Here is an 18,598-nt window from a genome sequence, read left to right as displayed (position 1 = left end):
CGCTCCTTCTTCGGATCCTATGTCCACCGACGTCGCCGGTGGGCATAGGATCTGCCCGTAATCAGGCGCTTTAAGCTTCCGCTTGTGTCGGGCGGCTAACGTGGGCCGGCTTCCGCAATTCCCGTCAACCGCCACGTCGCTATGATCCCAAAAGTCACGGAGGCTTGTGTCTCGACGACCACTCGGGAGCCTCTCACGGTGCACGAGACCAGTTCCGCATCCGTCACGACAAGCGCCGCAGCCTCGCACGGAGCTCGCGAGCTGAAGGGATCGTGGAGGCTCTCCGCAGCCGCGAGCGCGCCGAAGTCGGCAGCGCTGTCGGCACGATGCTTGGCGTCGAAGCCTGCGGCAAGCGTCGCGAGGATGAGTGCAAGAGCGCTGATAACGCCGATGATAGCGACGGATAGGACGGTGCCGGATCCGCGTTCTCGATCCGACATCACCCTCCCCCTTCTGCGAACACCGTGATCGTTGATTCCGCAGTGAGATCGAGGAGGCTCCATGGCCCTCCCACGGGAGCCTGCACTGTCACTGCCAGGGTCTCTCCCGAGTCGCGGACACGGATTTCAGCCTTGTGACCGGCCCGATCAGAGACGATTGCGCGGATCTCACTCTCGCTCATCTCCATCGCATATCCTCGAGCCGCCTCCCGTGCCGCGTCGGTGATACGCAGCTGCGTGACGAGCGCGAGGCCGAGGCTGACGACGAGGAAAAGCACCGTCATGACGACCGGCAGGGTCATGGCCAGCTCTGCTGTGACCATGCCCCGCTCCCTGTCACTGCCGCGCTGTCGTTGTGTCTGTTTCATGAGGTCCTCCGTGGCCGGCCCCGAAGGGCCGGCCACTCAGCGCTAGAAGAAGTTGAAGATGGAGCGGAAGATGTTCTCGAGCGCTTCCTTGACCCATGGCTGGTCAAGGATCCATACGAGAAGCCCTCCGAATGACGTTGCCGCGACTGTACCGATCGCATATTCCGCGGTCGCCATACCGGCTTCCGGGTCGTCGAGGTCGTGGCATTCTTCGAGATGGGGATTCATGGCTTTGTCCTTTCGTTGTCGCGCGCCCGGTTGGGCACAGTGCAACTGTCCCGCGGCAGGCTATCCCCGTGCCGTCCTCGAAATGCTCATGTGGAGGTGTCTCTGCCTTCTTCCGCTGTGGACAGGTTGCTGCCGGATTGACTGGATGAACCGCATTTCCGAGCAGCTATGCGTGATGATGTGGCATGCCTCTACGCGCCCATTCGCGCATCCGGCGATCGACGTCCGTTGATTCGTCGAGACGGGAGAAGCAGAGAACGCTATTTCAAAATATGGAGAGCACACGTCCACCTTGACGCCATGACAGGAACTGACCGCTCCCGTCCATTCCCTCCCTCTCCACCCGCATTTCCCTAGACTGGATACATGGAGATGCGACGCATGGGTAAATCCGGACTCACAGTATCGACAGTGGGTCTGGGCGGAAACAATTTCGGCCGCAAAGGCTCTGCGACCGAGAGCTATGAGGGCACGAAAGCGGTGATCGATCGGGCTCTTGACGCTGGCATCACCCTCTTCGACACTGCCGACATGTACGGGATGGAGGCGGGACTGTCCGAAACCCTGGTCGGACGAGCCCTGGGCAGCAATCGTGACAAGGTTGTGATCGCGACAAAGTTCGGCCTCGATGCACGCGGGGCCAACGGAGCCGACTTCAACGCGCGCGGATCACGCCGCTACATCATCAACGCGGCTGAGGCATCCCTGCGCCGCCTCGGCACGGACTACATCGACCTCTACATCTACCACTCACCCGATCCCCTCACTCCCATTGAAGAGACCCTGTCCGCCTTGGACGATCTCGTGAGGTCCGGCAAGGTCCGATACATCGGGCACTCCAACATGTCCGGCTGGCAGATCGCTCATTTCGACCATGTTGCTCGGGAGCTCGGCACAGAGCGGTTCGTTTCCGCTCAAAACAACTTCAGCCTTCTCGATCGTCGCGCGGAGCTCGAAGTCCTGCCCGCCTCGACCCAGTTCGGCCTTGGGGTCCTCCCCTACTACCCCCTCGCGAACGGACTCTTGACCGGCAAATACACGGATGGCATTGCGCCCGATGGATCCCGCCTCGATGTTGCGAAGCCACAACTCATGGAGTCAACGGACTTCGACCAGCTGAAGAAGCTCCGCGCCTTCGCACAGGAGCGCGGCCTGACGGAGCTGGAGGTCGCCTTCTCCTTCCTTCTGGCCTCCCACCCCGTCACGTCGATCATCGCCGGCGTGACAAAGCCCGAACAGGTCTATGCGAACGCCCGCTCAGCTTCGTGGGTACCAACTGCGGAAGACATGGCCGAGCTCGATACGATCTTTCCCCCGGCACCGAAGATTGCACTCTTCTAGCGACCGCCGAAGACCATCATCCCCATGGAGATGATGACTGGCGCAACCCCGATGAGGAAGAAGGCCGGCAGGAAGCAGAGGCCCAACGGCAGGACGAGACGGACACCGAGCCGCGCAGCGGCCTCCTGAGCATCCTTGAGACGCCGCGCCCGCACGGATGCGGCGGCGCGGCGAAGCATGACAACGGGCGGGGCGCCGTCGACCCAAGCCGGTTCGAGTGCGGCTGACAACCTCGATAGCCGGCCCGAGCTGGTCTGCCACGCCTCCTCCCAGGACGCGCCCATGAGCAGGGACCGGCTCGCCCTCATCGCGTCCTCAGCCTCATCCCCCGGCGGCAGGCACGTGCCGAGCGCCTGTAGGACGGTCGGAATAGCAGCCCCCGCGGACACGAGAGCAGTCGCGAGATCGATGATCATCGCCTCATCAATGGGCTTCGCTTTGATCGGGGGCGCCTTGGGCGGGCGCGGAAGCCGGCGCGGCGGCCACAGCAGCGCAAGAAGAACAGTCGCGACGAGGATGGCGATCATGAGGCCCGCCCGATCGCACCATCCGACTGTGCGGAGCGAACCATCTTTCTCACAACGACGATTCCCGCTATTTCACAGATAGAACCAGCGATGAGGAAGATTCGACCGAGTGTGGATCCGAAGAGGAAACCCAGGGGGTCGACGCCCATGAACAGCCCCAGGCCCAGTCCGAGCAGCGGCAGCCACGCCAGCATCGCAGCTGTCGACTTCGGCCCTTGAAGAGCGATTTCTCGGGCCGTCTGCGCCTCTCCCGCCTCCGTGAGACCAGCGGCGCACTCGTCGAGGACGTCCGCCATCGGAGCTCCTGTCTGCCACGTGAGGCGCGTAGCGGTCAGTAGCGACGGGAGCGCGATCCGCGTCAGGTGGGTTATTCTCGGCTCCCCCTTGACCAGGGCAAGGGCTTCTGCCAGCACTCCATCGCTCGCGTCCAATTCGTTGAGGATCCGCGGGGACCCCTGCGTATCGAGGACTGGTTGGCGGGCAGGCAGCCCCGCCCGCTGGAGAGAGAGTCGCCACGCCTGTTCGACCCCCATGCCCGCACGGAGTCGCGTCGCAACATCGGTCGCCAGCACGCCGAGATCAATGTCGTGGCGGCGCGGTATGGAGATCGAGGCTCGTCTCGTTCGAGAGCGAGTCACGGCAGGTCGGGGCAAACGACGTCCGCTCGTCGTCGTGAGGATCGCGGCAGCGAGAGCAAGGCCAGCGCACAGCGCGACGATCATAGGAAGCTCTTCTCGATGCCCAATCGGGCCGCCAGCCTCTCCCATCCTGGCCCAGGTGCTGTCTCGCCGCCACGCGTGACGAGTGCAGGCTCCGAGACCAGGCGCCCCTCATCCCGCGACAGCACGGCCACGTGGTCGATCCGCCTCCCACCTGATGTTCGGCGGATGTGGATGATGGCGTCGAGCGCTGACGAGGCTTGGGCGGCAACTGTTGGTTCTGACATGCCCGCGAGCGCCCCGAGAGCCACAAGCCTGGCCGGCACATCCTGCGCCGTATTGGCATGAATGGTGGCCCACCCGCCCTCGTGGCCTGTGTTCAGGGCTGCGAGAACATCTCTGACTTCTGCGCCTCGACACTCACCGAGGACAAGCCTGTCCGGTCGCATTCTCATTGCCGCTCGAACGAGATCGCTCATCGAGACCTCGCCGGCCCCCTGCACGTTGGCGTGACGCACTTGAAGGTGGACGCAATGGGGATGGGTGGGCCGGAGTTCGGCCGACTCTTCGATGACGACGATCCGTTCGGCAGGCGGAACCAACCCGAGGAGCGCAGAAAGGAGGGTTGTCTTGCCCGAACCGGTTGCACCCGAGATCATGACGTTCGCTTTTGCACCGACCATCGCTGACACAGCTCGTGCCATGGGCACACTCGAGGTTCCCGATTCGACGAGATCATCGAGAGTCAGTGCCACAGTTCGCTGCGTGCGCAGAGAGATCAGAGTGCCCTCCGCAGCAAGCGGCGGAAGGACTGCATGAAGGCGTACCCCGGTAGGAAATGTTCCATCGACGATCGGGGACGCATCGTCGAGGCGCTGACCGCAGGTCGCTGCAAGCCGGACAGCGAGTTTTCGCACCTCCAAGGGGTCATTGAGGTCTTCCGTCGTGTGGCTCACGCGTTCGAGTCCGTTCCCTCGGTCCACCCACACGCCCTCGGTTCCGTTGACGAGGACATCCGTCACCTCGGGATCCTCGAGGAGCGGCTGGAGCACGGGGCCTGCACCCTCGAGCTGTTGCAGGATTCCTTGGCCGACAGAGGCGACGGAGGCGATGGAGATCGCATCGGGGACGGCCCCTGCAAGAACCGTGCCGATCCGGTCCCCGCCGACCACGGCGGCACGTGCGGCGGCAAGGTCTGCGAAGAGAGGGCTCACGAGAGGACCCTGGTTGCGATGCGGCGAATATCGCGGGCGGATCCCGAGCGGAGGCGATCTCCCGGTGTCATTCCGTGGGCGATGTCGCCATCGAATGTTCGCTCGTACCGGAGCGGACATCCCTCCATGCCAAGTTGATGGGCGGCATCGTCCGCCTGCCCGACGCTCTTCACACCTCCCACGACGAGCGTGTGGGCGAGGGCGGGCGGGATGAGGCTCAGTGTCCGTTTCGCTGCGGCGAGGCACGTGACGTCTGGCCGTGTCACTGTGACGAGATGGTCGAGCCACGTGAGCCACTCCGAGGCCGGGTTGAGTTTGAGGAGCGCGAAGCGTGGCAGGTCGACGACCGTCACCGCACTGACCTGGGATACTGCTGACGCTGCAAGGATTCCTGCACGGCCGGAGAGAGGAATAGCACCCCTGTCGTCACCGGTGAGAACTCGCACGCTCTTCCATCTCGGAAGCGAATCCACGAGCCGACCCGGAAGCAGGGTTCCGTTCTCTTTGCCGATATCTGGCCACCGTTTGCCTCCCGCCTCGAGGCTGAGCAGCATCCCGTACCCGGGCGAGAGGGGATCCATGTCAATGAGCGACGTCGTCCCATCCTGCGCTAGCTGTCGCGCCAGCATCGTTGCAAGCACAGTCGCTCCCGCGCCGCCGTGACAGCCGATCACGCCGACGATGACGCCTCGTTGGGTTGCGCCCGCCGCGACGAACAGTTCCAGCAGGTCCGCAGGTTCTGTGCGCGGATTGACGCTGACCGACTTACCTGCGAACTCCGGTTGGAACAGTTCGTTGAAACTGGCTCTTGCCGTTCTCGTCGTGCCCGACTCTTCGACGAGTGTGAGTATTGCCGGGGGCGCCTCTCCCGATACAGGAACCGTGGCCGTATCGACTCCCGCGACCTCTGCGAGTCGTTCGATGTCCGTGAGGAGTTCTGGGCTGGACGCGCGGATGAGAACTGTCGTCAGCGGCTGGGTCCTGACCCTGCGATGGGAAACCTTGTCGTTCATGGCCCGATTCTTGTGCGCATCTTCCCTCGATCAGGCGTCGAGAATCGGTTCTGTGGATGCCCCTAGCCGAGTTCGGGATCAGTACGCCCGGCAAGGATCGATTGTGAGATGCGAAGAGATCTCGTCATGGCGGACACGTACATGTCGGCCACGTGCCCAAGCCACGCATCCATCCCGGCAGAGCTTCCCGACTCGTAGTCGGACAGATGCGATTCGAGAGTCTTGATATCCAGAACGGCTGTCCCTGTCGGCTCGAAACCTCGCACCGTGGCAAACCACCGCACGAAGCTATCCCTGATCGTTGCGTTGCCCTCGGCAGACAGCGGCTGGGAGAGCCATTGACCGAGAAGCACGGCGATGGTGACAAGACCGGGGGCGGCCGACTCTGCGATGTCTAGCAGGAGATCCTGTCGGACGGAGTCCTCAGTGGACAAGATCCCGGCACGCTGTCGCACACTCATGTCTGGATGCGCGGAGGAAGCGTCGCGGTGAAGGCGGGCGAGCATTGTTCGCGTCGACGCATGCGGTGCGGGGGCAGTATCTTTCGTGACAAGCGGCGGCATATCGGCGACGACCTCGGAGTGGCAGCGCCACGCCGCCGAAGCGCGCGGCGCGCTGGGCTCCCCCAGCCAGGCAACCTGTTCCCTCAGCGTGCGGGTGGAGATCTCCCCACCGCTCGCCCGATAGTCGTTGACCACCCACTGGATACTCGCCTCGGTGCGGGCCTCCGCCCAGCCCCGGCGCAGGCCCGTCGAGAACCGAACAGCCCTCACCGCCTGAGATACTCGGGCGGCGCCAGCGGATGCCTCCGGCAATGTCGCCAGCGCATCGAGAGCAGAACCCATTGCCGTATCCCCACTGTCCATGGCTGTAACGGTAGGTCGGCGGGCGCGTGATACACAATTCGATCCCTGTTCGGTATAGCGTCGACTTATCACAGACTAGGAGGTCACCGTGTCGACACCCACCGATCCATATTCGCGCCCGGACCACGAGGACGCCCACGACGATATTCTCGACCCGCTCCCAGAGCCTGCCGGCGAGCCTGACACCGCAGCGTCACAGGTCCGGCCAGAGAGCGACGAGCTTGGCGGATCTGACGCCGCCGTCGAGCCCGAGGACCAGGCAACGGACCAGTCGCCGCGTCTCGACGACCCAATCCTTCCCCCGGTCGATTCCGAGACTGAATCGACTCAGTCGTGGAAGCCTGACTTCTCTGACGATGACAAAGAGGACAGTGCCGCGAACACAGAGTCTGAGAGAGAACGCTGGGAGCGGGCCTTCGGCTCCGCAGAATCATCGACTGATGACGCAACGATCGTCACGCCGCAGAGGTCCGCGGATGAGACGCTTATCGCCCCTCCGGCACCGGTCTCACCTGCCGCGAGCGATAATGCGTACCCGACGCGCACGTCTGTTTTCCAGCGAACCGGTGATGCGGGCCAGCCGACATATGTGTCCACTCCCCCTGAGCCTCTCCAGCGCAACCCGGAACAGCGCTTCACCCACAAGTTCGAAGAACCGATCCCCGAAGAGCCGCGAGGACGCGGCTGGGCACATGTCGGAGTCTTCTTCGCGACGCTACTTCTTGCGCCCCTCGCCTGGTACCTGCTCGCCGACTCGGGCGTCCGCCTGAGCGGCCTCGAGGACTCTGCCTGGAACACCGGAACTGTGGACTGGCTCGTCGTGCTCGAGCTCCTCGGAGCGCTACTGTGCCTCGCGGTGCTGTGGTATCTCGTCAGCTTGTCATCGGTTGGCGCCATCGTCTTCGGTCTCATCATCACCGTGGCCGGCGCTATCGCGATCTTCGCCCCCACCGTTGTCCAGGATGTGCTCCAGAGTTCGCCCATCCAACAGTTCGTCAGCTACAACGACTTCACAGGCAATGTCGGCCACCATCTCACAGACGATCTCGCATCTGGCCGACTCACCGGCTTCGGTTTCCTCCTGTTCATGACCGGCATCGTCTCTCACCAGGCGCGGCGTCACGGCCAGGAGCGGGGAGAAATCCTCGGTAGGCGGGGAGTCCTCCTGTCGAGGCGGACGGACGCCTAGGATATCCTCAGGAAGGATTCAGTGCGGGTGCAGGCCCCTGCCTGCACCCGTAGATCTTGAGGAGTATCGTGCCCGCCGATAATTCGTGCGTGACCCTGCCAGGCCCCTGGCGTCATCGTCTAGTGCGCGCCAGTGGCGCCCAGTTCCATGTCGCCACCGCCGGCGATGATCGAGAGGATGCAACGCTCGTCCTCCTCCTTCACGGTTTTCCGCAGTACTGGTACGCCTGGCGGAACCAGATCCCCGCACTCGCGGAGGCGGGCTACGCTGTCGCCGCGATGGATATTCGCGGGGCGGGCGGGAGTGATCGAACCCGTGACACGTTTGATATGCCGACCTTGGCCCGTGACATCCATGGCGTGATCCGCAGCCTCGGAGCATCGAGCGCTGTCCTCGTCGGACTGGGGGCTGGCGGCAGCCTGGCATGGTCTGCCGCCAGCCTCGAACCTGATCTGGTCAAGGGCCTGGTCACCGTGTCCGCACCTCATCCCGCGGATACCTACCGGCTTGGCCTCCACGTCACGTTCCGCACGTGGCGGCACTATTTCGCCGCCTTCCTCCCCCGCATCGCAGAAGATCGACTCCAGAACCCCGAGTCGTTAGAGGCGCTTCTGGCAGAATTCTCGGCACCCGGAAACACCGGCGCGACGGAAGCAGCCGAGCACTATGCTCATGCCCTGCAGCTCCCCAGTGCAGCGAAGGCCCAGATTCATCAGCTGAGATGGACGTGGTCATCTCCGCGGAGGCCCTCAGGGCGCGAACATCTGGAACAGATCTCGCGGCCGATCAAAGCTCCCGTCCTGACGATCCGGGGAGATCTCGACCCACTGTTGCCCGCCCGCGCATGGTCACGCACCGCGTCGCGTGTGACCGCAGACTACTCGCATGTCGTCATGCCGCGAACGGGCCATTTCCCACCCGAAGAGTCCCCGGAGGAGTTCAACAAGCTCCTGCTGGGGTTCCTCGAGAACCTATAGATCTCTCCCCGTCGGGCACAGCTCCTTCACCGGGCACTCCTGACATCGCGGGTTTCGGGCCGCACAGATCCTTCGCCCGTGGAAGATCAGGCGGTGGCACGCCATCGTCCAAACAGATGCTGGGAGCAGGTCGGCGATATCCTTCTCAACCTTGAGGGGATCGGTGTTCCTCGACCATCCCAAGCGCCTCGCCAACCTTCCGACGTGCGTATCCACGGTGATGCCGGGGATCCCGAAGGCGTTGCCGAGCACGACATTCGCTGTCTTGCGCCCCACGCCGGGCAGGCTCACGAGGTCGTCGAGGTTCGGGGGAACAGTCGAATCGAATTTTTCGGTCAAGGCTTGGCCGATTCCGATGAGGGACGCCGCTTTCGAACGGAAGAACCCGAGGGGCCGCAGGATCGATTCCAGGAGCTCTCTGTCTGCCTCCGCATAGTCCTTCGCTGTCGGAAACTGTACGAACAGTTCGGGGGTTACGGAGTTCACTCTGACATCCGTGGTCTGGGCAGACAGGACGGTTGCGACGAGCAGCTCGAGCGGATTCGAGTAGTCCAGTTCGCATCTCGCGTCGGGGTAGAACTCGGCCAACACCTCGTTCACGCGGACTGCCTGATCCACTCGTGCGGCTCGCGATCGCGGGCGCGGGGGGAATTTCTGTTCCTTGGCAGTCATACTCAACATTATGCCCCCTGTCACATAGGATAGTCTTGACTCTGAATTGTCGACGACTGGCCATACCGCCAGCGCCGTTGAGGCAACCATGAAAGGTAGAAAGCATTGGAGACCAGCATCATCGCTTCGGTTCAGCTCTTCGCTGGCCTGTCTGAGGAGGATCAGGCTAAGCTCGCCGAGCTGATGTCTGAGGAGACCCTCCGTCGCGGCGAATCTCTCTTCCACGAAGGGGATTCCGGAGAGCACCTGTTCATTATCGTCGACGGCAAGATCAAGCTCGGCCACGCGGCTGACGATGGGCGAGAGAACCTCATCGCCATTCTCGGCCCCGGCGAGATCATCGGCGAACTCTCACTGTTCGACAAGGGCAAGAGGTCGACATCCGCGACCGCGGTCGCCCCGACGACCCTCCTCGCGCTGTCCCACGTCGACCTCATGGGCTTCATCGACACGAACCCTGACATGGCCAAGCACATGCTCCGCCAGCTCGCCCAACGCCTGCGCAAGACCAACGAGCAGATGGCAGATCTTGTCTTCGCTGACGTTCCCGGACGCGTTGCCAAGGCACTCCTCGATCTTGCCCGCCGTTTCGGTGAGCGAACCCAGGAAGGCGTCTACGTCGCACACGACCTCACGCAGGAAGAGATCGCTCACCTCGTGGGGGCCTCCCGCGAGACCGTCAACAAGTCTCTCGCCGACTTCGTGTCCCGCGGATGGATCCGCCTCGAAGGCCGGGCCGTCACGCTCATCGAGATCGGCCGCCTCGAGAAGCGCGCCTCCTGACGTGTGTGGGGTGGTAGCCGCGACTAGCACCCCACACGTTTCACGTTTAACCGCACCCCTAAATTTTATGGTTGGGGGCGAGCTCGCAGGTGATCTCCACTTCCACCGGAGCATCCATCGGCAGCACTGCGACCCCGACAGCAGATCTCGTATGCCTGCCGCTGTCGCCGAAGATCTCCCCAAGAATGTCGGAGGCGCCGTTGATGACAGCCGGCTGGCCGACAAACTCGGGATCGGATGAGACGAAGCCTGTCACGTGGACGATCGAGGCAATGGCATCGATGCCTCCCGCGGCCTCAGCAACAGCCGCGACCGCGTTGAGCGCGCAGATTCGAGCAGCATCATAAGCCTGGTCCGGCGACACTCCCGTACCCACTTTGCCCGTCGCGACCAGCTGGCCGTTGACGAAGGGAAGCTGGCCCGAGCTCCGCACGACGTTCCCCGTCACCTTTGATGGGACGTACGCGGCAAGCGGCGCCGTGACGGCGGGAAGCTCGAGTCCCAGCTCTGCCAAACGTTGGCTCGGCGTCACGTTCATGCGTCTTTCGGCCTCTTGAAATAGGCGACGACATTCTCTGTCCCTTGGGGACCGGGAGTGATCGTGACGAGTTCCCAACCTTGCTTGCCAAAGTTGTCGAGAATCGTCTTCGTGTTGTGGATCAGAAGCGGTGCTGTGAGGTATTCCCATTGCGTCATGCAACAAGGGTACCGAACTTGACCCTCTCAATTCTTAGCGGCTGGTGAAACGCGGAACCCTGCCTGCACGAAGCTCCACAGAGATCGGATCCGCCGATGTGTGGAGCCTGCGATACCAGTTCTGCTCGTTGGGGAATCGCCGCTGAAGAGCCCTCCGCTCGCGCTCCGTCAACCCTCCCCACACGCCGTACGTCGTATTGGAATCCAATGCATCGGCCAAGCACTCCAGCCTCACCGGGCAGCTGAAACAGACCTGGCGCACCTGCCTTTGCGCAGCACCCCTCACAAAAAGACTATCTGGATCAACATTCGAGCATGCTGCTTGCGCTGCCCATGTCTGTCCTTCTAACAAAAGAGACATTTTCGCTCCTTCACCTGAGGCTTCCTCGACTCTGGCGATGATCGATGGCGTGATCGTTGTCACCTACCCCTTCAATATATCGTCCACCTGGGAATTTGCGAAATAACAACCGATTTCATCAACATTTATCCGTGAAATCTGGTAAAAGCGCAGAGCGGTTTGAGGAGTGGATAACCGAAGACAGACAAGGACCGAATCACCCTCTAAACTCGTAACCATGTCGAGCTCCCCCCAGACCACTCCCGCCCGAATGGTGTCAGCCCTCCTGGCATTCTTGCTGGCATGCACAGCTGGCGGATTCGTCCTCGCCGGGCTGGCCATGCCGCTCGTCGCCGCCACGGGGACGGTATCGAATGCGACGACGTCGCTCTTCGATGACCTCCCGACGGAGCTGACCTTCACCGAGCCGTCCGAACAGTCCGTCATCCTGGCTGCCGACGGGACGGAGCTCGCGCGCTTCTATGCCGAGAACCGTGTGCTCGTCGCATCCGAGGACATCTCCCAGCACCTCAAGAACGCTGTCGTGGCGATCGAGGACGAGCGGTTCTTCGAACACAACGGAATCGACCCGCAGGGCCTGATCGGCGCTGCTTTCAACAATTTCACCGGCGGGCAGCTCGCGGGCGGCTCGACCATCACCCAGCAGTACGTGAAGAACCTCCTTATCGAGGAGGGTCGTAACTCGAACGATCCCGACCTGATCGCTCAGGCCACCGAGCGGTCCCTTGCCCGGAAGCTGTCCGAGGCGCGGACTGCGATGGCGATCGAGAAGCAGATGGAAAAGGATGAGATCCTCACCGGCTACATCAACATCGCCATGTTCGGCCCGTCCCAATACGGCGCGGAAGCAGCATCCCAATACTTCTTCTCCGTCCCCGCAAGCGAACTGAGCATTCCGCAGGCCGCGATGCTAGCCGGCATCACGCAGTCCCCTGCGCGATGGAATCCGAATTTCGAACCCCGACGAGGCGAAGAATCGTCGAGACACGGTGCTGGCGAAGATGTACGAGCTCGGCTACATCACGGAAGACGAGTTCCGTGAATCGGTCAACCTCCCCATTGCGGACATGCTGAACGTGTCAGCCCCTGTCAACGGCTGCGAATCCGCCGGCATCTCCGTCTACTTCTGCGAGTATGTCGTCAAAGACCTCCTTGCTTCGGAGTCGTGGGGAGACTCCCAGGAGGACCGGCTGAACCAGCTCTACCGCGGGGGCCTTGTCATCCACACGACTCTCGACACGAGCAAGCAGCAGGCCGCCTTCGACGCTGTCACCACGTATGTTCCCGTCAACGATCCCTCGTCCGTCGAGATGGCGATGTCGTCTGTCGAGCCCGGGACGGGCAAGATCGTGTCGATGGTCCAGAACACGAACTACGGGAGCGCAACCCCGGAAGATCCGAACGCCACCACGGTCAATCTCAATGTCGGGATGGATCGCGGCGGAGGCTACGGCTTCCAGTCCGGTTCAACCTTCAAGGTGTACACCCTCATCGAGTGGATCCGCGCCGGGCGCGGGCTCGATGAGCTCGTCGATGCGTCACGCGATACCTACACGCGCGACGACTGGACGATCTCGTGTGCCCCCGAATATGCGGACGCCTACAACCCGTCGAACATCGAGGGGATCGGTTCGGGAATGATGACGGTTCTCGAATCGACGAAGCGCTCGGTCAACCTGTCCTTCATCGACATGGCGAGCCAACTCGACCTGTGCAACATTGTGGGTGTTGCGGAGCAGATGGGTGTGCGCTCCGGCAACGGTGCGGCTCTGACCCCTAACCCGTCATCCGTTCTCGGCTCCAACAACGTCACCCCGCTCTCCACAGCGAACTCGATGGCGACTCTCGCCTCGGGCGGCATCATGTGCGAGCCGCTGTCGTTCACGAAGATCGAGAACCAGGATGGCGACGTGATCGCCGATATCAGCCCGAGCTGCGTTCGCGTCCTGGACGAGGACGTCGCCGATACGACGACATCCGCTCTGCAGACGGTCGTCTCGCCAGGAGGCACGGGCTTCCGGGCGGAAATACCGGGCCACGACGCCGCAGGCAAGACCGGCACGGCCAACATGGACTACCACGCGTGGTTCATGGGCTACACGAGCCACGAGGCGTCCGCGATCTGGCTGGGCCACATGGAAGGCAACATTTCCATGTTCTATACGACGATCAACGGCCAGTACAACATTGAGGTCTACGGCGGCCTCTATCCGGCACAGGTCTTCTCCGCCTATCACGCCCGCATCCTCGAAGGTGTCGCACCGGTTCCCTTCAGCCTCCAAACCGTCGCAGCGAACGAGAACGGCGCAACGGTTCTCCCGCAGGGACGAGATAATCCGGCGATACGTCCCGTGCCTGTGCCTGAGCCTGAACCACAGCCGGAGCCCGAACCCGCACCCTCGGAGGAGTCCGATCCGGCCCCGCCCGTCGAGGAGGACACCCAGCCCGATCAGAACCCGAGTGAGGGTGACGTGGACGAGGGAGACGGCGAGTGATGCGGACACTCGGTGGACTGGCTGCCGCTTCGGTCGGAGTGGCGGCCTGGTCGCTTGTCGAGGCTCGCGCCTTCACTCGATCTTTCCACCACCTGACGATCCTGCCGGCGGCGCACCATCCGATGCGAATTCTCAACATCTCGGATCTGCACATGATGCCGGGCGATGACAAGAAGGTCGAGTTCGTTCGAGATCTCGCTGATCTCAAACCAGACGCGGTCTTCCTGACTGGGGACCAGCTGTCGTCGACGAAGGCTCTTCCCGCCCTCCTGCGCGCTCTCAAGCCCCTCGCCGGCATTCCCGGCGCATTCGTGTACGGCTCCCACGACTACCACGCGCCCGTGTGGAAGAACCCGCTGGGCTACGTCATTCCTCCGCTGGCAAGCGGGGAGAAGGAACCCGACGAGCTGCCTCACGAGGAAATGACGGCCGCCCTGGTCGACAACGGCTGGGTCGATCTTCGCAATCGGCGAGATGTCATCGATGTTGCGGGCCAACAGATCGGCCTCATCGGCGTCGACGACCCCCACATCGACTATGACGAGTATCCTGCACCCATCGATCATGATGCTGCGTTCACGATCGGCCTCACCCACGCTCCCTACACGCGGATCTTGAACGAGATGGCATCCGAAGGCGTCGGCCTTGCCCTGGCGGGGCATACTCACGGTGGGCAGGTGTGCGTACCTGGATATGGTGCGCTGATCACGAACTGTGACCTGGACACTGACCATGTCGCCGGCGTTTATGGTTGGCCGCCGATCGGTCATGATCAGACGATGCAGGTGGCTATTTCTCGAGGAATGGGAACGTCTCCCTACGCGCCGTTCAGGTTGGCCTGCCGGCCCGAGGTGCAGATCATCGACCTGGCGTGACCAACTAGTCACGAGAGAGTAGCCTTCCCGTTTTCGTCTACTCGCCGATGTTCGCTATCATGAATGAGTTGCACGGGGTGTGGCGCAGCTTGGTAGCGCGCTTCGTTCGGGACGAAGAGGTCGCAGGTTCAAATCCTGTCACCCCGACCACAGAGTGGCGGTATCGCAAGATACCGCCACTTCTTTGTTTCTGCTCCGGCTTTAGGCCTTGAGCAGTCCGTTGAAGGCAATCCCGTATCCGATCCTCATGACGATCGCGAGAAGCGGGTCGAGGACTGGCCAGGACACGAAGCGAATGTCTTGCTCCCAGCCGATGATCGTGCCGCGCGCGGTGCTCACTGCCGCGAACGCGAGGGTTCCTTCGAGAACCGGCCCGGTCTTGGTGATGAGGCCGCGGACGTTCTTCCCGCTGCGCTCCAGGGGGCTGATCGTCATGTTGTCTGGTATGACAATCGGTCCGAGTGTGGTCGTCGCGAGGACACTGTCCCCGTCCTGTGCGATCTCTGTGAAGGGCACCCGGTGGGCACTCATCGTCACCAGGCGTTTGGCGGCGTCATCGGGGCTCAGTCGTGTTCGCGTCACGAATCGCAGTCTCATGAGGTTTCTCCTTCGTCGAGCCGAGACTAACAGCTGTCCACGTGTGGAGCAGATATCCGTAGGTGATGTGGAGGCGATCGGGGTGCTGGTCGAGCCATCCGTCTGCAAGATCGCTCGGGAACTCGAGGCGCAAGACATCCTCCAGATCTGTTCGGTTCGCAAACCGCCAGGAGCTCATGATGGCTTTCGTCGTCGCACCCTGCTTCTTCCACCATTCACGCGCGTACGTGTCCTGCCCCTGCAGTTCCGCGGCCGGGCTCATGCGCAGAAGCTCCGCGAACTCCCCTTCTTCCGTGTCGTTGTCGATCACGACGAGGCGACCGCCGGGGCGGAGAACGCGCGCAACCTCGTTCAGCCCCGCAGAGGTGTCGAACTCTGGATGTGGGAAGAAGTAGGCGAACCTGGCATGGACGACATCGACAGAGGAGTCCCCGAGTGGAATGTGTTCCGCCGATCCGTGGAGGACGGTGGCACTGCCAGCTCGTTGACGCGCGAGCGGCAGCAGAGTCGTGTCGGGTTCGATTCCGATCACCTTCTGAGCATCCGCATAGCGCGGAAGCCACCATCCCGACCCGCATCCCAAGTCGACGAGTGTCTTGCCTGCCCAGTCCGCCTCGTCGATGAGAGCACGCCAGAGCACTCCCTCGTGATCGATGGCTTGGTTCTCGATGTCGTACAGATCAGGGTCGACAGCCTGGTTCCCGGACGGGATGAAGTCAGAAAAGCTCATGACTCCTGTCTACCCCACGATGCCCGAGATCTCTTGACGATAGTGTCGTGGGCTGGCGCCGCACCCGCTAGCGTTCTCCGCGGGCTGCGGCGGCGAAGGCCTTGACAATCCCGGCGTTGAACGCGGGCAGGTCGCGCGGGCTCCGGCTCGACAACAGGTTGCCGTCGGTGTGGAATTCTTCATCGACCCAGGTCGCCCCAGCATTGACGAGATCTGTTTTGATTCTCGTCGTCGACGTGAGGGTGCGTCCTGCGATCACGCCGGCATCGATCATCACCCACGCGCCATGACAGATCGGCGCGACAGGCTTGCCTGCGTCCATCAACGCCCTGACGAAAGCTTGTGCTTTCTCGTTCGTGCGGAGCTTGTCCGAGTTGAGCGTGCCGCCGGGGAGCACGAGACCAAGGTAGTCATCGGGATTCGCGTCGTCGAGGGTGACATCGACCTGGAACTCGTCGCCGTGGTCCCAATCGCCGATCATGGCCGTGATCGTGCCTGGCTCGTCGCTGACGAGGACCGGCTGGCCGCCAGCCGCCTCGATAGCTTTCCACGGCTCTGTCAGCTCGGGCTGCTCGACCCCGCGCTTCGTGAGGAATGCGATCTTCTGTCCGGTCAATTCAGTCATGTTTCTCCCCTTTCGATCATCTTCTACCCTTCACGACAACGTGTCGGATGCCAAGGGGGGAGGAGTGTTCCGTCCAGGGAACTTTCAGGCCACGTGTCGCACGGGACAATCGCCGCCTCGCGGAACAGGTTCTCAAATGAGAGCCGAACGGCCTAAGATTCTTGAGGGCTCCCCGATTACAACAGCGTGGAATCGAGCATCATGACAGTCACATCCGTTGGTTTCGACAGTGCGAAATATGTTGACCTGCAATCCCAGCACATTGAAGAGCGCAGGGCCCACATCGGCGGGACGCTCTATCTGGAGATGGGCGGGAAGCTGTTCGACGATTTCCATGCTTCGCGCGTCCTACCGGGCTTCACCCCCGACAACAAGATCACGATGCTCGAGCGCATCAAGGATGACGTCGAGTTCGTCATCGTCATCAATGCGAAAGACCTCGAGCGCCAGCGCATGCGCAAAGACCTCGGCATCACCTACGAACAGGACGTGCTGAGACTCGTCGACGTGTTCCGCGAGCGCGGGTTCCTTGTCGAGAACATCGTGCTGACCCAGATGACGGACGATAATTCGCTTGCGAAGTCCTTCCGGTCTCGGCTTCAACGGCTCGGATTCAAGGTTTCTCGCCATCGCATCATCAAGGGCTATCCGGCCAATCCTGAATATGTCGTCTCGAAGGATGGTTTCGGGAAGAACGAGTATGTGGAGACGACGAAGAACGTCGTCGTCGTGACAGCTCCCGGATCCGGCTCGGGGAAGTTAGCAACCTGCCTGTCCCAGCTCTACCACGACCACCAGCGAGGGATTCCTTCGGGTTATGCGAAGTTTGAGACGTTCCCCGTCTGGAATCTTCCTCTCGACCATCCCGTCAACCTGGCCTACGAGGCGGCCACGGCGGATCTTGACGATGTCAACATGATCGATCACTATCATCTCGCCGCCTACGGGGAGATGACGGTGAACTATAACCGCGACCTCGAGGTTTTCCCCCTTCTCGCCCAGCTGCTGCGAGAGATCCTTGGAGAATCGCCCTACAAGTCTCCGACTGACATGGGTGTCAATCTAGTCGGCACCTGCATCAGCGATGACGAGGTTTGCCGCGATGCTGCACGCCAAGAAGTGATCAGACGCTACTACAAGGCGGCCGTGGCGGAACACAGGGACGGGCTGGACCCGTTGGAGTCTGGGCGGATCGCGATCGTCATGGGCAAGCTGGGCATCGATACTCGCTACCGTCGTCCTGTCGAGCCAGCGCTCCAGGTGGAGAAGAAGACGAGGGCGCCGGGTGCGGCGATCGAACTCGCAGACGGTCGGATCATCACCGGCAAGACATCAGAGCTCCTCGGGTGCTCCTCGGCGATGCTCCTCAACGCCCTCAAGGCTCTTGCCGGCATCGATGACAAGGTGCACATCCTCTCTCCCGATTCGATCAAGCCGATCCAGGATCTGAAGACGAAACACTTGGGTTCCCGCAACCCGCGGCTGCACACCGATGAGGTTCTCATCGCTCTCTCCGTCTCCGCGGGCACGGACGAACGGGCTCAGCGTGCTCTTGCCGAGCTGAAGAACCTGAGCGGATGTGACGTGCACACGACCAGCATCCTCGGCCCCGTCGATGAGGACATCTTCCGCAACCTCGGGGTTCATGTCACGTCGGAGCCGGTCTATCAGGTGAAGAAGCTGTACCGGAAACGCTGATGGCTCCCGGCGCCAGGGGCGCAGAACCCGCGGAAATAGTGCGAGAGAGCGGCATGGACGGCCGGATCACCGACGTGTGGCGTCCGGATAGGCCACGCGCACCCTATGCCCTCAAGTCCCGTCGTCGATGCACATATCCGTCGTCAAAACATCAATCGAAAGTCTGATCTTGATTTCGGATCTTCGGACGATGCGGCGCGTTCCCGAATGGACTGTCATGGTTGGTATGCTCCCCCGGTCTTTC

The 18,598-nt window shown here is 62.2% G+C and carries 23 protein-coding genes and 1 tRNA gene; 9 read left to right on the top strand and 15 right to left on the bottom strand.

Annotated features, from left to right (window positions below; genetic code table 11):
- Window positions 1–95: 95 nt before the first annotated feature.
- The 3 genes from H2O75_RS00665 to H2O75_RS00655 are packed head-to-tail and all read right to left on the bottom strand — an operon-like array spanning window position 96 to window position 1,036.
- Window positions 96–440, bottom strand: a complete 345-nt coding sequence (locus tag H2O75_RS00665; protein WP_182172247.1) for an Rv3654c family TadE-like protein — start codon at window positions 438–440, stop codon at window positions 96–98.
- A complete protein-coding gene (locus H2O75_RS00660; RefSeq protein WP_182172244.1) occupies window positions 440–808 on the bottom strand; it encodes a TadE family protein in 369 nt (122 codons plus the stop codon). Before H2O75_RS00660 ends, H2O75_RS00665 begins: the two co-directional genes overlap by 1 nt.
- Before the next feature lie 42 nt (window positions 809–850).
- The gene (locus H2O75_RS00655) at window positions 851–1,036 is read right to left on the bottom strand and encodes a DUF4244 domain-containing protein (protein WP_182172240.1); all 186 of its coding nucleotides are present in this window, start codon (window positions 1,034–1,036) and stop codon (window positions 851–853) included.
- 366 nt (window positions 1,037–1,402) lie between these two features.
- Here H2O75_RS00655 and H2O75_RS00650 point away from each other — a divergent pair, with 366 nt between their 5' ends.
- Complete coding sequence (locus H2O75_RS00650) at window positions 1,403–2,377, top strand: aldo/keto reductase (RefSeq protein WP_182172237.1); 975 nt, start codon at window positions 1,403–1,405, stop codon at window positions 2,375–2,377.
- On the opposite strand, the gene H2O75_RS00645 is transcribed toward H2O75_RS00650, so the two are convergent.
- From H2O75_RS00645 to H2O75_RS00630, 5 genes are all read right to left on the bottom strand, one after another.
- A complete protein-coding gene (locus H2O75_RS00645) occupies window positions 2,374–2,904 on the bottom strand; it encodes a type II secretion system F family protein (RefSeq protein ID WP_182172234.1) in 531 nt (176 codons plus the stop codon). The genes H2O75_RS00650 and H2O75_RS00645 overlap by 4 nt on opposite strands.
- Window positions 2,901–3,626 carry a type II secretion system F family protein gene (locus H2O75_RS00640; protein ID WP_182172231.1) on the bottom strand — a complete coding sequence of 242 codons (726 nt, stop codon included), beginning with the start codon at window positions 3,624–3,626 and terminating at the stop codon, window positions 2,901–2,903. Before H2O75_RS00640 ends, H2O75_RS00645 begins: the two co-directional genes overlap by 4 nt.
- Complete coding sequence (locus H2O75_RS00635; protein WP_259365266.1) at window positions 3,623–4,777, bottom strand: TadA family conjugal transfer-associated ATPase; 1,155 nt, start codon at window positions 4,775–4,777, stop codon at window positions 3,623–3,625. Before H2O75_RS00635 ends, H2O75_RS00640 begins: the two co-directional genes overlap by 4 nt.
- Window positions 4,774–5,790 (bottom strand): CpaE-like family protein, encoded by a 1,017-nt coding sequence (locus tag H2O75_RS10860; protein ID WP_259365265.1) that lies wholly within the window; start codon window positions 5,788–5,790, stop codon window positions 4,774–4,776. The genes H2O75_RS00635 and H2O75_RS10860 overlap by 4 nt, the downstream gene beginning before the upstream one ends.
- A 62-nt stretch (window positions 5,791–5,852) precedes the next feature.
- Window positions 5,853–6,635 (bottom strand): hypothetical protein, encoded by a 783-nt coding sequence (locus tag H2O75_RS00630; protein WP_187995888.1) that lies wholly within the window; start codon window positions 6,633–6,635, stop codon window positions 5,853–5,855.
- A gap of 109 nt (window positions 6,636–6,744) precedes the next feature.
- Between H2O75_RS00630 and H2O75_RS00625 the strand changes: the two genes are divergently transcribed.
- Together H2O75_RS00625 and H2O75_RS00620 are read left to right on the top strand one after the other, a co-directional pair.
- Window positions 6,745–7,845: a hypothetical protein gene (locus H2O75_RS00625; protein ID WP_182172222.1), complete on the top strand. Its 1,101-nt coding sequence runs from the start codon at window positions 6,745–6,747 to the stop codon at window positions 7,843–7,845.
- Between the two features lie 122 nt (window positions 7,846–7,967).
- Complete coding sequence (locus H2O75_RS00620) at window positions 7,968–8,822, top strand: alpha/beta fold hydrolase (RefSeq protein WP_259365264.1); 855 nt, start codon at window positions 7,968–7,970, stop codon at window positions 8,820–8,822.
- Here H2O75_RS00620 and nth read toward each other — a convergent pair.
- Window positions 8,817–9,494, bottom strand: coding sequence for an endonuclease III (gene nth, locus H2O75_RS00615; protein ID WP_182172216.1), 678 nt, complete (start codon window positions 9,492–9,494; stop codon window positions 8,817–8,819). The genes H2O75_RS00620 and nth overlap by 6 nt on opposite strands.
- A gap of 105 nt (window positions 9,495–9,599) precedes the next feature.
- Between nth and H2O75_RS00610 the strand changes: the two genes are divergently transcribed.
- Window positions 9,600–10,277 carry a Crp/Fnr family transcriptional regulator gene (locus H2O75_RS00610; RefSeq protein WP_182172213.1) on the top strand — a complete coding sequence of 226 codons (678 nt, stop codon included), beginning with the start codon at window positions 9,600–9,602 and terminating at the stop codon, window positions 10,275–10,277.
- 58 nt (window positions 10,278–10,335) lie between these two features.
- Here H2O75_RS00610 and H2O75_RS00605 read toward each other — a convergent pair whose 3' ends face one another.
- From H2O75_RS00605 to H2O75_RS00595, 3 genes are read right to left on the bottom strand one after another with little or no spacing between them, the layout of a single operon-like run.
- Entirely contained in the window at window positions 10,336–10,809 is a 474-nt protein-coding gene (locus H2O75_RS00605; RefSeq protein WP_204736242.1) for a RidA family protein, read from the bottom strand.
- Between the two features lie 2 nt (window positions 10,810–10,811).
- Window positions 10,812–10,973 (bottom strand): Sp36 family protein, encoded by a 162-nt coding sequence (gene sp36, locus H2O75_RS00600; RefSeq protein ID WP_182172206.1) that lies wholly within the window; start codon window positions 10,971–10,973, stop codon window positions 10,812–10,814.
- A gap of 34 nt (window positions 10,974–11,007) precedes the next feature.
- Window positions 11,008–11,334 carry a WhiB family transcriptional regulator gene (locus H2O75_RS00595; protein WP_182172203.1) on the bottom strand — a complete coding sequence of 109 codons (327 nt, stop codon included), beginning with the start codon at window positions 11,332–11,334 and terminating at the stop codon, window positions 11,008–11,010.
- Window positions 11,335–11,551: 217 nt separating this feature from the next.
- Here H2O75_RS00595 and H2O75_RS00590 point away from each other — a divergent pair, with 217 nt between their 5' ends.
- From H2O75_RS00590 to H2O75_RS00575, 4 genes are all read left to right on the top strand, one after another.
- Window positions 11,552–12,376 (top strand): transglycosylase domain-containing protein, encoded by an 825-nt coding sequence (locus tag H2O75_RS00590; RefSeq protein WP_182172202.1) that lies wholly within the window; start codon window positions 11,552–11,554, stop codon window positions 12,374–12,376.
- Window positions 12,324–13,829, top strand: coding sequence for a transglycosylase domain-containing protein (locus H2O75_RS00585; protein WP_182172200.1), 1,506 nt, complete (start codon window positions 12,324–12,326; stop codon window positions 13,827–13,829). The genes H2O75_RS00590 and H2O75_RS00585 overlap by 53 nt, the downstream gene beginning before the upstream one ends.
- The gene (locus H2O75_RS00580; RefSeq protein ID WP_182172198.1) at window positions 13,829–14,704 is read left to right on the top strand and encodes a metallophosphoesterase; all 876 of its coding nucleotides are present in this window, start codon (window positions 13,829–13,831) and stop codon (window positions 14,702–14,704) included. The genes H2O75_RS00585 and H2O75_RS00580 overlap by 1 nt, the downstream gene beginning before the upstream one ends.
- Before the next feature lie 73 nt (window positions 14,705–14,777).
- A tRNA-Pro gene (locus H2O75_RS00575) sits at window positions 14,778–14,854 on the top strand.
- Between the two features lie 51 nt (window positions 14,855–14,905).
- Here H2O75_RS00575 and H2O75_RS00570 read toward each other — a convergent pair.
- The 3 genes from H2O75_RS00570 to H2O75_RS00560 form a co-directional block, all read right to left on the bottom strand.
- Window positions 14,906–15,286: a hypothetical protein gene (locus H2O75_RS00570; RefSeq protein ID WP_182172196.1), complete on the bottom strand. Its 381-nt coding sequence runs from the start codon at window positions 15,284–15,286 to the stop codon at window positions 14,906–14,908.
- Window positions 15,258–16,031: a class I SAM-dependent methyltransferase gene (locus H2O75_RS00565; protein WP_182172194.1), complete on the bottom strand. Its 774-nt coding sequence runs from the start codon at window positions 16,029–16,031 to the stop codon at window positions 15,258–15,260. Before H2O75_RS00565 ends, H2O75_RS00570 begins: the two co-directional genes overlap by 29 nt.
- Window positions 16,032–16,098: 67 nt before the next feature.
- The gene (locus H2O75_RS00560; protein ID WP_182172192.1) at window positions 16,099–16,656 is read right to left on the bottom strand and encodes a type 1 glutamine amidotransferase domain-containing protein; all 558 of its coding nucleotides are present in this window, start codon (window positions 16,654–16,656) and stop codon (window positions 16,099–16,101) included.
- 201 nt (window positions 16,657–16,857) lie between these two features.
- Here H2O75_RS00560 and H2O75_RS00555 point away from each other — a divergent pair, with 201 nt between their 5' ends.
- Window positions 16,858–18,354 carry a DUF1846 domain-containing protein gene (locus H2O75_RS00555; protein WP_182172190.1) on the top strand — a complete coding sequence of 499 codons (1,497 nt, stop codon included), beginning with the start codon at window positions 16,858–16,860 and terminating at the stop codon, window positions 18,352–18,354.
- Window positions 18,355–18,598 lie beyond the last annotated feature (244 nt).

This window comes from Flaviflexus equikiangi, assembly GCF_014069875.1.
GTDB lineage: Bacteria > Actinomycetota > Actinomycetes > Actinomycetales > Actinomycetaceae > Flaviflexus > Flaviflexus equikiangi.
This window is presented reverse-complemented; position numbering and strand designations above follow the sequence as displayed.

Excerpts from the sequence above, each read along its gene's own strand:
- H2O75_RS00660 (WP_182172244.1), bottom strand. The coding sequence starts at position 808 with ATGAAACAGACACAACGACAGCGCGGCAGTGACAGGGAGCGGGGCATG.
- H2O75_RS00640 (WP_182172231.1), bottom strand. The coding sequence starts at position 3,626 with ATGATCGTCGCGCTGTGCGCTGGCCTTGCTCTCGCTGCCGCGATCCTC.
- H2O75_RS00555 (WP_182172190.1), top strand. The coding sequence starts at position 16,858 with ATGACAGTCACATCCGTTGGTTTCGACAGTGCGAAATATGTTGACCTG.
- H2O75_RS00560 (WP_182172192.1), bottom strand. The coding sequence starts at position 16,656 with ATGACTGAATTGACCGGACAGAAGATCGCATTCCTCACGAAGCGCGGG.
- H2O75_RS00580 (WP_182172198.1), top strand. The coding sequence starts at position 13,829 with ATGCGGACACTCGGTGGACTGGCTGCCGCTTCGGTCGGAGTGGCGGCC.
- H2O75_RS00630 (WP_187995888.1), bottom strand. The coding sequence starts at position 6,635 with ATGGGTTCTGCTCTCGATGCGCTGGCGACATTGCCGGAGGCATCCGCT.
- H2O75_RS00650 (WP_182172237.1), top strand. The coding sequence starts at position 1,403 with ATGGAGATGCGACGCATGGGTAAATCCGGACTCACAGTATCGACAGTG.
- H2O75_RS00645 (WP_182172234.1), bottom strand. The coding sequence starts at position 2,904 with ATGATCGCCATCCTCGTCGCGACTGTTCTTCTTGCGCTGCTGTGGCCG.
- H2O75_RS00565 (WP_182172194.1), bottom strand. The coding sequence starts at position 16,031 with ATGAGCTTTTCTGACTTCATCCCGTCCGGGAACCAGGCTGTCGACCCT.
- sp36 (WP_182172206.1), bottom strand. The coding sequence starts at position 10,973 with ATGACGCAATGGGAATACCTCACAGCACCGCTTCTGATCCACAACACG.
- H2O75_RS10860 (WP_259365265.1), bottom strand. The coding sequence starts at position 5,790 with ATGAACGACAAGGTTTCCCATCGCAGGGTCAGGACCCAGCCGCTGACG.
- H2O75_RS00590 (WP_182172202.1), top strand. The coding sequence starts at position 11,552 with ATGTCGAGCTCCCCCCAGACCACTCCCGCCCGAATGGTGTCAGCCCTC.
- H2O75_RS00665 (WP_182172247.1), bottom strand. The coding sequence starts at position 440 with ATGTCGGATCGAGAACGCGGATCCGGCACCGTCCTATCCGTCGCTATC.
- H2O75_RS00655 (WP_182172240.1), bottom strand. The coding sequence starts at position 1,036 with ATGAATCCCCATCTCGAAGAATGCCACGACCTCGACGACCCGGAAGCC.
- H2O75_RS00595 (WP_182172203.1), bottom strand. The coding sequence starts at position 11,334 with ATGTCTCTTTTGTTAGAAGGACAGACATGGGCAGCGCAAGCAGCATGC.
- nth (WP_182172216.1), bottom strand. The coding sequence starts at position 9,494 with ATGACTGCCAAGGAACAGAAATTCCCCCCGCGCCCGCGATCGCGAGCC.